We start from the raw sequence: 15,704 nt of genomic DNA on the forward strand, positions 1-15,704 counted from the left end.
GTATTGACGAAGACCGAGCGACCGGACGATGCCAGGTCGCGACGAAACCCGCCAAAATGGCGGGTTTTTTGTTTTGAAAATTCTTATAGGCTATTCGTCGGCTGCATGATTCAAGTGATATTCCGTGTTATCTTCCGGCGGTTAAACCGGTCACCGAATTCGTCGGAGCGCGCATGACAGTGAAACCAGCAACACCGTCCGGTATAAGTCCTGGCCGATCGCGGCGGTTCGGGGCACTGCCGACGTTGGTTCCCACCGGCATTATTTTATTGTCATCAGTCGGTTTGGCGTTTGCATGGCCGCCAGCACAATGGTTCTGGCTGGCGGTCATCGCGGTGGCCTTATTCTGGTTCTGGCTGCCGTCGGCTCGCCGTCCGTCGTCGGTGGTCATGCCAACCGAAGCGGACTCGGGCTTGCCCTGGTGGGCAGAAAGTCCGGTGGTGCTGTATCGGATCGATTTGGCGCCGACGCCGGGCGAGCCCCGGCGGGATCAACTCAGTGAAAACCTCAAGACGGTATTCGGGCATGATCCGGCGCAGATTGACGAGCCGATGGCCTGGTGGCAAGCGCATCTCCACCCCGAAGATTTGTCTGCGGTGCTGCAAGCCTCGGATTATCTGCACTGGCCGGATGAAGGCAGGCTGCGCCGGTATCGTTTTTTGAATGGCCGGGGGCAGTATGTGTGGGTGGGGGATTCCGCCCGGGTCATTCGGGATGACGCGGGGCGTCCGCGCTGGTTGGTGGGCAGTATGCTCAACATCGAATCGCAAATGCAGTTGCGCCAGCAGCTCGAACGCGAAGAGCAGCGGTATCGTCTCATCACGCAAAATCTGCAAGAAATCATTTCGCTGCACTCGGCCGATGGACGCTTGTTATGGCTTACACCGTCAACCCGCGCTTTGCTGGGGTATAAACCCGAGCAATTATTGAGCGGTTCGCTGGCGGAATTCATCCATCCGGACGCCTGGCAAGCCTGGCTTGGTTTGCGTGAACAGGGTGCGGAATCTTGGCTCGACCGTGCGTTGATTTATCAGCTGCGTTTGCCAACGGGCGAATGGCGCTGGATGGAAAGCCGCTTCACCCGGTTCGTGGGGGAGCCCTTCGTCGCCGGGGCGTCATTGCAGGCGGTGACGCGGGATGTTCATGAGCGAGTCTTGATCGAACAGCGCTTGCGGGAAAGCGAGCAGTTGTACCGCTCGATTTTTGATCATGCCGATGCGCTGATTTTTGTGGTGGGCGTGGAGCCGGATGGCGACTTCATGTTTCTGGCCCATAACCGGCGGCATCAAGAAATCACCGGGTTGGTGCCGGGGCAATTTGCCCGTCGCCGGCCCCATGAAATGCTCCCCATGGATCTCGCCGACTGGATCACGGCGAACTATCGGGAGTGCGTGCGACGGGCCGCGCCGCTGCATTATGTCCAGTATGGCGATTGGCGGGGCGTCACCCGCTATCTGGATATGGTGTTGACGCCGATTTTCGATGAGGAAGGCGCCGTGACGATGCTCATCGGCTTGGCCACGGACATTACCGCCCAACGCCAGCAGTTCCTTGCGCTCCAACGCACCACCCATCGTCTGGAACAAGTGCTCGGTGTGGCGCGGTTGGCAGATTTCACGGCCGATCTGGCCGAGGGGCAGCTCAACGGATCGGAGCGCCTACGGCATTGGTTCGCGCTCGAACAGCCGCCGGAGCCCGGGTTGGTTTTGCCCCCAGTATTGCAGCCTTTCGCTGGCTTGATGGCGGCTGTGGCAGTGCCTGATCGCCCGCGCTTGATTGGCCTACTCAGTGACCTAGCGCAGGGGGTCTTGAGCGACATTCGCCGGGATGTCTTGATGCGCCTGCGTGATGGACAGGAACGCTGGATGGCGTGGTCCGTCCGGCGATTGTCCGCGTCGCCGGAGGTTTTGCGGATCGAGGGCAGCCTGCAGGATGTGACCGAGCGGGTCGCCGCCGAGCGTGCCGTCGCTCGGGCGAGCCGGCGGGATGCGGCAATCTTGCGCACCGTCGCCGAAGGTATCATTGGCGTGGATGCCGAGGGGCTCTTGAGTTTTGCCAACCCGGCGGCGCGCCAGCTCCTAGGCTTGTCGGGTCAGTCGGTGACCGGGCGTTCGGCGACGCTGGTGTATGACAACCAGTTGCCGCAGGAACACTTTCTGCTGGCCTTGACCGATGGCCGCAGCCGCGGTGGGGTGCAGTCGGCTTTTTATCGGCAGGGTGAAGGGTTTTTCCCGGTGCGTTGGTCGGTGGCCGTGCTGCCCGATGAATTCGATGTGGAAAAAAATGGCCTCGTGGTGGTGTTTTCCGATATCAGCGAGATCAAGCGCCATGAGGCCATGCTGGCGCAGTTGGCGACGACCGATGAGCTGACGGGGCTGCCGAACCGGCGTGCGTTTATTGATCGGCTGGATGAGGAGTTTTCCCGTGCCGGGCGTTACCACCTGCCCGCAAGCGTGATGATGTTGGATCTCGATCATTTCAAACGGGTCAACGACACGCACGGCCATGCGGCGGGGGATGCCGTCTTGCGGGCATTTGCCCAACTTTTGCGTCAGATGCTGCGCAAGCCCGATGTCTGCGGGCGCTTGGGTGGCGAGGAGTTCGCGGTTTTGTTGCCCAATACGCCTTGTCGGGGCGCCTTTGAAATTGCGGATCGCTTGCGTTTGGCGGTCGAGGGGTTGCGGGTGCCAATCGACACGAGTGACGGGACGGTCGAGATCGGGTGCACGGTCAGCATTGGCGTCTGCGACCTGTTGCAAGGGGCACAGAATGCCAGTGAGGCGCTCAATTTGGCGGATCGAGCCTTGTACCGTGCGAAAACGGGTGGTCGGAATCAGGTTTGTGGCTGTGAGGCGCTGTCGGAAGCGTGTACGCCGTCCAGCGACGGCGTGCTGATGGTCAATCCTCGGGATTGAGCGGGCGGGGTGGTTTTCAGCGCGTCACCCGGTCGGCGTGGGGGGCAAAAGCCGGTTCGAGCCGGGGGGCGGGCATTGGGTGTTCAGCGGAGATGGCCCCGATTTCCAGCACACTGCCGTGGATCTGTTTTCCTTGTTTTTTGATGTGGCTGGCCTGTTCGGTTAATGCCTCGACGGAGATCGGGCAGGGCGCGGGGCAAGGCAAGGCCGCCAGGGTCAGGCTGCAGTAGGGATAATGGCGGAATCGCCCTTCCCGGTCGGTGGTTTCGATGCCGCCCCGCGCCTGTGCATCGGCATCGTAAAATTGCGCGATACCGGCATCGAATGCTTCGAGAATCGCCGCACATTGCGCCTGCCAGTCGGCTGAACGAAACAGCATCACAAAATCGTCGCCCCCGACATGCCCCAAGAAATCCCGCGCGGGATGACAGTGGTTTTTCAGAACATCATTGAGGTAACCGATCATCCGGTCACCGCGCTGAAAACCGTAGTAGTCATTCACGGCCTTGAAATAATCCAGATCGGCATACACCAGGACAAAGTCGATCTCCTCGTTCAACCATTGCCGCAGGGTTTCAATGATCGGGACATTGCCCGGCAGGCCGGTGAGCGGATTCAGGTGTTGCGCGTGACGGATTTGCTCCTGCGTGAACAATCTAAGAAGATCAATGAGTTGCCCGATGCCGGCGTATTCCCGTCCTCTCGTGATGATAAACACATCATGGAAATTGCGGTGATCGCGTTCGCTGATGCGTCGGCTGAGGGCGGTGAGGGATTCTGATTGATCGACGATGACGGGTCGCCGATCCATCAACCGGCTAATGGATCGCCGTTCGTTGAGCGGGCGGCCATAAGGCGTGGCGTAGAGGTTCATCAGATCATGCCGCCAGGCGATCCCCACCGGCAAGGCACCATCCAGCACCGGCAAGGCGCGCAGCTCCGGGTCGTCGAGAAAGCGGGTCATGACCTCATCAATGCGCTCGGTCAATTGAATGGCGGGGGCGGGCTGAATCAGTTGATCGATCTGGCAATCCTGCCCGCCCGTACAGCGGCAGTGTCCGGTGAGTGACGCGATGATCTCTGGTTCGAGGGCGCGTACCGGGTCGATCGCCGGACGACCGAACAGATAGCCTTGCAGGAAATCGACGCCCAGCCCGGCCAGAACCTGGGCTTCGTTCATGTGCTCGATCCCTTCGGCGACGATGAGCGCGCCGGACTCTTTGGCCAAGTGCACGACCGCGCGCACGAAGCGGTATTTTTTCGGGATGCGGTCGATACCACTCAACAGCGCCCGGTCGATTTTCACGATGTCGGGCTGGCGATGCAGCCAGTGCAGCATGCCGTTATAGCCGGCCGCAAAATCATCCAGCGCTAGTAGAATCCCCACGGTGCGCAGGCGGTTCAGGTTGGCCTGCAGCCGTTCGGGGTGGTCGGTCGCTTGTTGCTCGGTCAGCTCGATCACCACCCTTAAAAAAGGCAGGCCGACGGCGCGCAGCGCATCCAGCAGCGATTCGACAGAGAAATCCGCGTGCCCAAGGGCCTCCGGCGACAGATTGAGAAACAGCCGTCCATTCAGTTGCTGTTGATGAAAGGCCTGAATGGCCTGGTGGCATAGATGCAGTTCCAACGCGGCACGCAAATCCGCAGAGGACGCCAGTTGGAGTAGCTGGCTGATGTCGGCAAAGCCCTGTTGCGCGGCGGGGCGCGCCAGCGCTTCATAACCATGCACCTGATGGTTGAGCACATCGATGAAGGGTTGAAAAGCAATGGCCGTATCGGCGGCGGTGATGAGTCGCTGAATCCGGTCGTGTGCGCCGATGGCCGGTGCATCGGGCAAGAGGAAGGGCTGGAATGAAGGTGCCGACATGATCAAATCTCCATTCCGCACAGCACTGCGTGCGGTTGTATCGGTCGCCGACCTATTGTTGCAGGACGAAGTATGCTTTCATCTGGCCATGACAAAGCCGTGACGCGGCGGGGCGCTTGCAAGAATTGTTTTATGCAGGGGCTTCAGTCGATAATGAGCGCCCGTTTTCCCCGAGGAGCCTGAGCATGACTGCCGACCAGATTGTTGCCGCCGTTGATCTGGGTTCGAACAGTTTTCATATGCTGATTGCCCGCGTTCATGAAGGGCAGATTCAAGTCATTGATCGCATGAAGGAAATGGTGCGGCTCGCCGGCGGGTTGCAGCCGGATGGTTTTTTGTCCGAAGAGGCGATCGAGCGCGGGGTCGGCTGTTTGACGCGATTTGGTCAGCGGCTTGCGGGGATGCCGCCGGGCAGTGTCCGCATCGTCGGCACCAATACCCTGCGGGCGGCCAAGAATGGGGCGGTGTTCCTGCGTCGGGGCGAAAAGGCCATTGGGCATCCCATTGAAATCATTGCGGGTCGAGAAGAGGCACGGCTGGTGTATCTCGGGGTGGCGCAAACCGAACCGCCGCTGGAGGGGTGGCGGTTGGTCGTCGATATCGGCGGTGGCTCGACCGAACTGATCCTTGGGGAAAAACTCACGCCCCTGCAGATGGAAAGCGCGCCGATCGGGAGCGTGGCGCTGATGCGGGATTTTTTCGCGGATGGCGTGTTTACCCGCAGCCGGCTGGAACATGCCCGTTATCGGGCGGAGCTGGAGCTCAGCCCCTATAAGGCGGCGTATTTGCAGCAAAGCTGGCAGCGGGCGGTGGGGAGTTCAGGCACGGCGCGGTCCCTGGCAGCGGTGGCGGCAGCCAATGGCTGGGGGGATGGCACGATCACGCCCGCAGCGCTCGCGGCGATCAATGCGGCCGTGCTGGCGGCCGGTTCGCTCGACCGACTCAAGTTGACGGGCTTGTCGGAAGATCGCAAGCCGGTGTTTGTCGGTGGGCTGATTGCTATGCAGGCCGTGTTTGAAGCCCTGCAAATCGAGCGGATGTTCATCAGCGATGGCGCGCTGCGCGAGGGGTTGGTGTATGACTGGATCGACCGCAGCGAGCATGATGATATCCGCCGCGCCACGGTGCAGCGTCTGCAGCGCCTGTTCACCGTGGATGTGGCGCATGCCGAGCGGGTGGCCACCACGGCCGCCGCGCTGCTGGCGCAGGTGGCGGATGACTGGGATCTGGCTTGCCAGCCGGAGGCGATCGATGCCCCGCGCTTCGCTGACTGGCTGAATCTGGCCGCACTGCTGCATGAAATTGGTCTCGCCGTGAGCCATATGGGTTATCACCATCACGGAGCATATATCCTCTCCTATGCCGATATGCCGGGGTTGACCCGAGCGGCGCAGGCGATCGTGGCGAGCCTCGTGCATACCCACCGGCGCAAATTCAAGGCCGAACGCTTCGAGCCGGTGGATGAACGGTTGCGGCTTCGCATCATGCGTTTATCCATCGTAATGCGTCTGGCGGTGTTGTTGCATCGCGACCGTTCGGTCAGCCCCAAGCTGCCCAAATTGACGGTGCGGGTTGCGGGATCACAGGTGAGTCTGTCGTTTGGCAAGCAATGGTTGGCCAACCGGCCGCTGACCCAGGTGGATCTGGAGTTGGAGCAGGCCTATCTCGCCCAGGCCGGTTTTGAGCTCCGCTTCGAATAAGCCCTGTGCCATCCATTCGCATCGCACGGCATCCGTCGCGGCCGACTCCTGCGACGATGGCGCATTTGTCGCCGGTTTTGTCGGCGGTGCTGCTGAATCGGGGCATTACCGACCCCTCGGCGCTGGATTGTTCGCTCGCCCGCCTGCTGCCTCACCACGACCTGCCGGGCATCGAGGCGGCGGCCGCTTGCCTGGCGGCCGCGATCATGCGCGGCGATTCGATCCTGATCGTGGGGGATTTCGATGCCGATGGCGCGACCGCCACGGCGCTGTGCCTGCGCGCCCTGCGTGCTTTCGGCGCGGCGCGGGTGGAGTTCACCTTGCCGGATCGGCAGCGCCACGGTTATGGGCTTTCGGCGGCGGTGCTGGCGGACTGGCTGGCCGAGGGAAATGCCCCTCCGGGTCTGATTCTCACCGTCGATAACGGCATTGCCGCGTTCGACGGCGTGCGTGCCGCCAAGGCACTGGGCGCGACGGTGGTCATCACCGATCACCACTTGCCGGGGGAAACCTTGCCCGCCGCGGATGCGATCGTGAATCCGAATTTGGTCGGTTCGACCTTTGCTTCGTCGGCGCTCGCGGGTGTGGGCGTGGCGTTCTATGTATTGGCCGCCGTACGGGAGGCATTGACCGCCGCTGGCTGGTTTCAGCAGCGCCCCCGCCCCAATCTCGCGCAGTGGCTGGATCTGGTGGCGGTGGGCACGGTGGCGGATGTGGTGCCGCTCGATGACAACAACCGCCGTCTGGTCGCGCAAGGGCTGGCGCGCATTCGTGCGATGCAGGCCTCCCCCGGGGTGCTGGCGCTGTTTGCGGTGGCCGGTAAAGATCCGCGGCTTGCGCGCAGTGGGGATCTCGGGTTTGTGGTGGGGCCTCGGCTGAATGCGGCGGGGCGACTGGAGCACATGCGCCAAGGTGTTGAATGCCTGTTGTGTGACGATCCGGCGCGCGCGCACCAGCTCGCGCGGGCGCTGGATGAGGTCAATCAGGCGCGCCGCGCGATCGAGCAAGACATGCTCGAACGATTACCGATCCCGGCGACAGGGATGGCTGAACGCCCCACGAACCCGCAGGACTGGGTGGTGTTCGATCCCAGCTTTCATCATGGCGTGATCGGCATTGTTGCCGGGCGCTTGAAAGATCGCTGGCAGCGGCCGGTGTTCGTGTTCGCGCCGGAGAACGCCGAGGAACCGCAGGGCTGGCTGAAAGCCTCGGGGCGTTCGATTGGCGGCGTGCATCTTCGGGATGTTCTGGTCGAGATGGCCACCCGTGCGCCGGGGTTGATCGCGCAGTTTGGCGGGCACGCGATGGCGGCGGGGCTCCGGCTGCGGCACGATCAACTGGCGGCATTCCGCGCGGAATTCGCCGCCGTGCTGGCGCCCAAACTCGCGGGTTTTCCCGAATCGGCGACGGTGTGGAGTGATGGGGCATTGCCGGCGGAGGCGTTTAGTCTGGCCTTTGCTGAATCCTTGGTGGATGCCCTGCCTTGGGGTGCCGACTGCCCGGAACCGGTGTTCGATGGGGTGTTTGAAGTCTTGAATACCACCCCGCTCAAAGACGGGGCGCACCTCAAACTGACCGTGCAGCCGCTGTTTCCCGTCGGTCAGGGGTCGGCGAGCCGAGGCGTGGGCGGGGTGTCTGCACTGCCCGCGATCTGGTTCGGGGTCGGGGCAGACGCCCCGCCGGGAAACTACTGGCGGATTGCCTACCGGTTGAATCTCAACCATTTCCGCGGACAAACCCAGTTGCAGCTCGTGGTGGTGACCGCCCAGCCCGCTTGAAGAATCGCAAAGCAATGACTTGCGTCATGTAACAGGGCTGATTTATCCAGCGTTTCCTCCCGGTTTTTGATGGATCTGCACCCGCGCCGTCATCGGCTGGATGATGGCCATTGCGTTCTCGGTAAATTCAACTACGCTCATTGAGGTTTTTCAGCGTTCATGAGCGAGTCATCCGATGAATTTGACGACAGGATTGAGCGGGATTGTCGGTGAGCTGCGGCAATCCGAAATCATTGGTGCGCTCTCCCACGCGCTGGATTTGACAGAGGGGATGCCCGCTGGACATGCCCAGCGCTGCTGCTGGATCGGGATGCATCTGGCGCGCGAGCTGGAGATCGATGCCAACGCCCGAGACGATTTGTATTACACCCTGTTACTCAAAGATGCCGGTTGTTCCAGCAACGCGGCGCGTATCTACAGCATTTATCGATGCGATGACCGGTTGCTCAAGCGCGATTACAAACGGCTCGATAGCAGCCGGGTGGATCAATTGGTCAAATTTGCGATTTCTCATGTCGCGCCAGGGCAAACCTGGCTGGAGCGGTTGCCGATTCTGGCTCGGCTGGTGGGCAAGGGCGAGGAGATCGGTCAGGAGGTGTTTTTGACGCGCTGCGAACAGGGGGCGGAAATAGCGCAGCAACTGGGCTTTTCTGCCACAGTTTGTGATGCGATTCGCGGGCTTGACGAGCATTGGGATGGGCAGGGTCATCCGCATCGGCTGAAGGGCGAGGACATCCCGCTGTTTTCACGCATTGCGCTGATATCGCAGGTGGTGGAGGTGTTTTTTGCCGAAGGCGGTGTGCCGGCGGCGCTGCACGCCATCCGCGCCCGCCGTGGCAGCTGGTTTGACCCGCAGCTCGTCGAACAGATGGAGCGACTCGCGCTCGATGAGGCGTTTTGGGATGGTTTGCGTGCCCCGGATATTGCCGGCCGGATCGTGGCCCTGCAGCCGCCCGAATGCGTGCGGGAAATCAGCAGTGCAGAGCTGGCGCGCCTATCGGGCGCTTTTGCTGCGGTGATCGATGCCAAAAGCCCGTATACCTTTGGTCACAGCAGCCGGGTATGCCAGTATGCCGAGCGGATTGGCCGGGAAGCAGGGCTTGGCGAGGCAGAGTTATTCTGGTTGCGGCAGGCGGCGTTGTTGCACGATATCGGCAAGCTGGGAATTAGCAACCGTATCCTGGATAAGCCGGGCAAACTAACCGACGAAGAATTTGCCGAGGTCAAACGGCATCCGGTCTATTCGCTGGATATTCTGTCGCGGCTCGGGGTGTTTGAATCTCTGGCACCGGTGGCCTCCGGGCACCACGAGCGGCTCGATGGCAAAGGGTATCCTCATGGCTTGAAAGGCAGCCAGATTGATGTGGCAACCCGCATGATTGCGGTGGCCGATGTTTTCGATGCGATTTCCGCCGAGCGCCCCTATCGCGGGGCGATGCCTTTATCCCAGGCGCTGGCGATTCTGGATGAACAGTCTGGCGATGCGCTCGATGGGGATTTCGTGGCCGCCCTCAAGCGAACGCTGTAAGCCCTCGGTCAGCCGTTTTTGTACAGCCAGTTGAGCAGCGCATCCTGCACCTTGGTTCCGCCGCCATTCTGGACATTGGTTTCGTTCTGCATGATGACGATGACATAGCGGCGACCGGACTCCGTCAGGATATACCCCGCCCCGGAGCGTACATTGCGCAGGGTGCCGGTTTTCAGGTAAATCATGCCGCGTGCCGGTTCGCCCCGCATCCGTTTGCGCATCGTGCCATCGATGCCGGCAATCGGCAGGCTGGCCATCAGCTCGGGCATGGTGGCGCTTTGCCAGGCGTGCATCAGCAGCTCACCCAGCATGCGCGGGCTCAGGCGGGCCTTGCGCGATAGCCCCGAGCCGTTTTCGATATCGAATCCCGGCCAGTTGAAGCCTTGCTCCTTTTGCCATTGCGCGATGGTGGCCTTGGATTTTTCCAGCGTGCCCGGTGCGCCTTTGATCTCGGCACCGAGCGTGAGAAAAATCTGCCGCGCCATGAGGTTGTTCGACCACTTGTTCATCAGGTAGAGGTACTGGGTCAGGTTCTCGGAATTGTGCTGGGCGAGAAAGACGGCATTTTTGGGCAAAAGCCCCTCGCGCCAGTGGCCATTGAGTTTTCCGCCTTGTTCGGCAAACAGTTTGGCGAACGCGGCATAGAACGAATCGTTGGCATTGCCGGCGACGAGATAGAACTGGTCGGGCTGGCAGTCGGTGCTGATCGTGCCGGTGATATTGAGTTTGGGGGTATCGGTATCGGAGCCGATGACCGCGATGGCGGGCTGATTGTTCTTGCCGCTGCAACTGCCGCGCACGAGCTTCATCTCGTTGCTGACGGTGAGGTTCTGATTGGGCGGCCAAGCCTTGATGATCGGTTCCCCGCGCTGACCGTCGGGCGCGATCAGCACCCGCGTGGCCCGGTTGTCGAGCAGGAGTGCCTGCGGCAGGGCGTTGTAGACGCGTTCCGGATGGCCGTCGAATTCGGCGGGGTCTGCAGGCCCGAGATCAAAATAACTGTTGTCCAGCACGAGATCGCCGGTGATCTCCCGCACCCCGAGGTCGTGCAATTGGCGCACCAAATCCCAAAGATCTTCGCTGCGAAACCACGGATCGCCCGAGCCCTTGATGTACAGGTTGCCGTGAATCACGCCGTTGACGGGCAGGGCATCGGCATAGGCACGGGTTGGCCATTGATAGTTCGGCCCCAGGATATCCAGCGCGGCAACCGAAGTGACCAGCTTCATCACCGAGGCAGGCGTGAACAGTTGATCCGGCAAATGTTCGATCAGGGGTTTGCGGCTATCGACGGCCTGCACCCAGACGCCCATGTCATCCAGATTGAGCTTTTGTTGCTTGAGTGCAGCGATGACGGCGGGGGGAACGGCTTCGGCGGCTTGCGCCGTGCGGCCAAGCGAGAGGGGCAGCAGTGCGATGAGAAGGCTTAGGGTGAAATGCCGGAGAAACGGTCGCAGCGTCATCGGAGTACCTGTGCGGCTCATGTGAAAAATCTGGGGCGGGCGCTTCGGTTCAGGGCGCTGCGCGCAGTGGTTGAAACGAATCCCCGGCTTGCCTCGTTATGCGAAGCCGCCGCCGGGTGTTTTGGGTGAAACATCGACAATCAGGCGGCGATTTCGCAGCAAAGTTCAGTGAAACTGGCAGAAGTAGGCAGTATCGACCGTGCAGCGCATTTGCAGTTTGCTGCCGGCGGGGGCTTCAAACCGGGTGCCGGCCGGGGCGGTGAACTCGGCCGCATCGTTGATGGAGACGAACATTTCACCGGCGACCACCGTCATTGTTTCCGGCCCCTTGAGGTTGAACACATGCGTGCCCGGTAGCATCACGCCGACCGTGGCACCCGCCGCGCCATGATCGAAACGCAGGGATTGCACGGTGTCGTTGAAAAAACGGTTGTGGGTGATGGCCATAGGATGCTCCGGGTTGGGTTGAATGAGAACGAAATGGGGGGTCGCAAATCAACGACGGGTGTCGTTGTCGCGTTGGGGCATCCCTGCCCCCAAACGCACATAGTGTACGGGATTGTGTGGCGTTCGGGCAGACGCACCGGGTGGGATGCGCTACACTTCACGGCCTTTCATTCATGCAATTCCGTTCGTTCGTCATGCTGGAAATCAACCCGATCCTGTTCCGTATCAAAGACCTGTCAGCGCGCGCCGCCGCGCTTCGGGGGTATCTTTGACTTCGATGTCAAAAAAGAGCGGCTAGAAGAAGTCGATCGCGAGCTGGAGGCGCCGGATGTCTGGAACGACCCGGCGCGGGCGCAAGCGCTGGGCAAGGAACGCGCGGCACTGGAACGGGTCGTGCACACGCTCGCCAACATGGCGCAGGGCTTGGCGGATAACGCCGATCTGCTGGCCATGGCTGCGGAGGAAAACGACGAGGCATCGGTCGCGGCCATCGACCGCGATGTCGCCGAGTTTGAGCGGCAGATTGCCGATCTGGAATTCCGGCGGATGTTCTCCGGCGAAATGGATGAGGCGAATGCCTATCTCGATATTCAATCGGGGGCGGGCGGCACCGAATCGCAGGATTGGGCGAGCATCCTGCTGCGGATGTATCTGCGCTGGGGCGACCGGCGCGGCTTCAAAACCGAAGTGATGGAACTCTCCGAAGGTGAAGTGGCGGGTATCAAATCCGCTACCGTGCGGTTTGAAGGCGAATATGCCTTCGGTTGGCTGCGCACCGAGATTGGGGTGCATCGATTGGTGCGTAAATCGCCGTTTGATTCGGATAACCGCCGCCATACCTCGTTTGCCTCCGTGTTCGTCTCGCCGGAGGTGGATGACAATATCGAAATTGAAATCAACCCGGCCGATTTGCGGGTCGATGTGTTCCGTGCATCGGGCGCGGGCGGTCAGCATGTCAACCGAACCGAGTCGGCGGTGCGGTTCACCCACATTCCTACAGGGGTGGTGGTGGCCTGTCAGGCCGAGCGCTCGCAGATTCAAAACCGCGACCGGGCGATGAAAATGCTCAAAGCCAAGCTGTATGAGCTGGAGATTCAGAAGCGCCAGGCGGTCAGCAAAGCCTTGGAAGAGACCAAATCGGATGTGTCCTGGGGCAATCAGATTCGCTCCTATGTGCTCGATCAATCGCGCATCAAGGATTTGCGTACCGGCCATGAAACCGGCAATACCCAGGCGGTGCTCGATGGCGATCTGGATGCCTTTATCGAAGCCAGCCTCAAAAGTGGCCTTTAATTTTAAGTCAATAAGTTACGAGAACTGACGATGTCTGAAACCGAACACGCGCCCGTTGTTGACGAAAACCATCTGATTGCCGAGCGTCGGGACAAGCTGAAAAAGCTTCGTGCCGAGGGGATCGCTTTTCCGAACGATTTTCGGCGGGATGCGGCCGCAGGGGAATTGCAGGCCGAGTACGGCGACAAGGATGCCGCCTGGTTTGCTGACAACCCGCGTCGCGTGGTGGTGGCTGGCCGGATCATGGCCAAGCGGATCATGGGCAAGGCCAGTTTTCTGTCGATTCTCGATCACAGTGGCCGCATCCAGTTGTATGTCACCCGCGACGATCTGGGCGAGGCGGCCTATCAGGCATTCAAGACCTGGGACATCGGCGACATCATCGGCGCCGAGGGCGCTTTGTTCCGCACGAACAAAGGCGAGCTGTCGGTGCATGTCGAGCGGCTCCGGCTGTTGACCAAATCCCTGCGCCCGCTGCCGGATAAATTCCACGGCATGGCCGATACCGAGCAGCGCTACCGTCAGCGCTATGTCGATCTCATCATGAACGAGCCGGTACGAGAGACCTTCCGCAAACGCACGCAGATCATCCAGTTCATTCGCAACTATTTGAATGAGCGCCAGTTTCTGGAGGTCGAGACGCCGATGATGCATGTCATCCCCGGCGGGGCATCGGCGCGGCCGTTCACTACATACCACAATGCGCTCGATATGGATTTGTTCCTGCGTATCGCGCCGGAGCTGTATCTCAAGCGGCTGGTGGTCGGCGGCTTCGAGCGGGTGTACGAGATCAACCGCAACTTCCGCAATGAAGGGCTATCGACCCGGCACAATCCCGAATTCACCATGATCGAGTTTTATCAGGCCTATGCCGATTATGTCGATCTGATGAATCTGACCGAAGATTTGCTGCGTCAGTTGGCCTTGACCGTCTGCGGTTCCACGACCGTGACCTATCAAGGCACCGAATTTGATCTCGGTCAGCCGTTTGCACGCCTGACGGTGGTGGACGCCATCCTCGCGCACAACCCGACTATCACGCGCGCGCAGTTGGAAAATCTGCCCTCCGCCCGCGCCGTGGCTGAGGGACTGGGGATTGCGGTCAAGGATTCCTGGGGGCTGGGCAAAATCCAGATCGAAATTTTCGAGGAAACGGCCGAGCACCAGCTCATTCAGCCAACCTTCATCACCGAATATCCGGCGGAAATCTCGCCACTGGCGCGGCGCAACGATGCCAACCCGTTCGTGACCGACCGGTTCGAGTTTTTCATCGGCGGGCGTGAGATTGCCAACGGCTTCTCCGAGCTCAACGATGCCGAAGACCAGGCCGAGCGCTTCATGGCGCAGGTGGCGGAAAAAGACGCGGGCGATGACGAGGCAATGCATTTCGATGCCGACTACATCCGCGCGCTCGAACACGGCTTGCCGCCGACTGCGGGGGAAGGCATCGGGATCGACCGGCTGGTGATGTTTCTCACCGATTCGCCGTCCATCCGCGATGTGCTGCTGTTCCCGCACATGCGCCCGGAATAATCCCCCCTTGCGGGTGTCAGGAGCCGTCCATGTTTGGATTGTTTGGCCAGAAGATCGATCCCGAGAAATCCGCCGCGCTGCGCGCCCGGCTTGAGGGCTGGGTCGATCCGCTCAATCAGCAGACTTTGGGCGAGGCGGGGGTCATCGAGCGCGCGGAAGTAGTGGGCAAAACCGCGCAGATTGCGCTGGTTTTCGACTACCCCGCCGCCGGGCTGGAGGCGGAGCGTGTCGCGGCCTTCACCGCCTTGGCGCGCACGGTGCCTGCGGTTGAACAGGTCGAGGTGACGCTGGCCTTCGTCAGTCCGCTGGGCAGCCAGCAGCAGGGGCGGCCACTGCCGGGTGTGCGCAACCTCATCGCCGTGGCCTCCGGCAAGGGTGGGGTGGGCAAATCCACCACCAGCGTGAATCTCGCGTTGGCGCTGGCCGCCGAAGGCGCCGTGGTTGGCCTGCTCGATGCCGATATTTACGGCCCAAGCCAACCGCTGATGCTCGGCAGCAAACAGACCCCGGCGGTCAATGCGGATCGTTCCATGGCGCCCGTGTTGGCGCATGGCCTGCAGACGATGTCGATCGGCTATCTGGTCGATGAGGCGCAGGCCATGATCTGGCGCGGGCCGATGGTGACTTCCGCGCTGATGCAGTTGCTCAACGATACCCGCTGGGCCGATCTGGATTATCTGATCGTCGATATGCCGCCGGGCACCGGCGATATTCAGCTCACACTCGCGCAAAAAGTGCCGGTGGCCGGGGCGGTCATCGTCACGACGCCGCAGGACATCGCCCTGCTGGATGCCCGCAAGGCCATCACGATGTTCGACAAGGTCAATATTCCGGTGCTGGGTGTGATCGAAAACATGTCCGTGCATATTTGTTCGAACTGCGGCCACGCCGAGCCGATTTTTGGTCAGGGCGGGGGCGAAAAGCTCGCCGCTGAACTGGGGGTCGGGTTGCTGGGTCAGTTGCCGCTCGATCTGCGTATCCGTGTCGATGTCGATGACGGGCAGCCAACCGTGGTGCGGGCACCGGATTCGGCCATTGCCCTGGCCTATCGGCGGCTGGCCCGGCAGACGGCGGCGGCGTTGGGGCGGCAGGTGCGGGCCGCGCAGGGATCGGATCTGCCGCCGATCACGGTGGAAGAGTAAGCGCCGGACGGTCGCCGGCCTTGAGTCGATGCTGATGA

10 protein-coding genes are annotated in these 15,704 nt (G+C 61.2%); 7 read left to right on the forward strand and 3 right to left on the reverse strand.

Annotated features, from left to right (window positions below; genetic code table 11):
* Nucleotides 1-284: 284 nt before the first annotated feature.
* Nucleotides 285-2,915, forward strand: a complete 2,631-nt coding sequence (locus VOI35_RS02120; RefSeq protein WP_407276256.1) for a diguanylate cyclase — start codon at nt 285-287, stop codon at nt 2,913-2,915.
* Between the two features lie 16 nt (nt 2,916-2,931).
* Here the strand turns inward: VOI35_RS02120 and VOI35_RS02125 are convergent, their stop codons facing one another.
* On the reverse strand, nt 2,932-4,782 hold the full coding sequence (locus tag VOI35_RS02125) for a phosphodiesterase (protein WP_407276257.1): 1,851 nt from the start codon (nt 4,780-4,782) through the stop codon (nt 2,932-2,934).
* Nucleotides 4,783-4,967: 185 nt separating this feature from the next.
* Between VOI35_RS02125 and ppx the strand changes: the two genes are divergently transcribed.
* The 3 genes from ppx (at nt 4,968) to VOI35_RS02140 (ending at nt 9,788) form a co-directional block, all read left to right on the forward strand.
* Entirely contained in the window at nt 4,968-6,482 is a 1,515-nt protein-coding gene (gene ppx, locus VOI35_RS02130) for an exopolyphosphatase (protein WP_407276258.1), read from the forward strand.
* A gap of 56 nt (nt 6,483-6,538) precedes the next feature.
* Entirely contained in the window at nt 6,539-8,260 is a 1,722-nt protein-coding gene (recJ, locus tag VOI35_RS02135) for a single-stranded-DNA-specific exonuclease RecJ (protein WP_407276259.1), read from the forward strand.
* 175 nt (nt 8,261-8,435) lie between these two features.
* Nucleotides 8,436-9,788 carry an HD-GYP domain-containing protein gene (locus VOI35_RS02140; protein WP_407276260.1) on the forward strand — a complete coding sequence of 451 codons (1,353 nt, stop codon included), beginning with the start codon at nt 8,436-8,438 and terminating at the stop codon, nt 9,786-9,788.
* 8 nt (nt 9,789-9,796) lie between these two features.
* Here VOI35_RS02140 and dacB read toward each other — a convergent pair whose 3' ends face one another.
* Both dacB and VOI35_RS02150 read right to left on the reverse strand, forming a co-directional pair.
* A complete protein-coding gene (gene dacB / locus VOI35_RS02145) occupies nt 9,797-11,251 on the reverse strand; it encodes a D-alanyl-D-alanine carboxypeptidase/D-alanyl-D-alanine-endopeptidase (protein ID WP_407276261.1) in 1,455 nt (484 codons plus the stop codon).
* A gap of 165 nt (nt 11,252-11,416) precedes the next feature.
* Nucleotides 11,417-11,698 carry a pyrimidine/purine nucleoside phosphorylase gene (locus VOI35_RS02150; protein ID WP_407276262.1) on the reverse strand — a complete coding sequence of 94 codons (282 nt, stop codon included), beginning with the start codon at nt 11,696-11,698 and terminating at the stop codon, nt 11,417-11,419.
* A gap of 194 nt (nt 11,699-11,892) precedes the next feature.
* Here VOI35_RS02150 and prfB point away from each other — a divergent pair.
* From prfB to apbC, 3 genes are all read left to right on the forward strand, one after another.
* A protein-coding gene (prfB, locus tag VOI35_RS02155; protein ID WP_407276777.1) for a peptide chain release factor 2 occupies nt 11,893-12,991 on the forward strand; the annotation gives its coding sequence in 2 pieces (ribosomal slippage) (nt 11,893-11,967 and nt 11,969-12,991; 1,098 coding nt in all).
* Nucleotides 12,992-13,021: 30 nt separating this feature from the next.
* A complete protein-coding gene (gene lysS, locus VOI35_RS02160) occupies nt 13,022-14,524 on the forward strand; it encodes a lysine--tRNA ligase (protein ID WP_407276263.1) in 1,503 nt (500 codons plus the stop codon).
* A gap of 29 nt (nt 14,525-14,553) precedes the next feature.
* Complete coding sequence (gene apbC / locus VOI35_RS02165; protein ID WP_407276264.1) at nt 14,554-15,666, forward strand: iron-sulfur cluster carrier protein ApbC; 1,113 nt, start codon at nt 14,554-14,556, stop codon at nt 15,664-15,666.
* Nucleotides 15,667-15,704 lie beyond the last annotated feature (38 nt).

The organism is Halothiobacillus sp. DCM-1 (genome assembly GCF_045689735.1).
Lineage (GTDB): Bacteria > Pseudomonadota > Gammaproteobacteria > Halothiobacillales > Halothiobacillaceae > Halothiobacillus.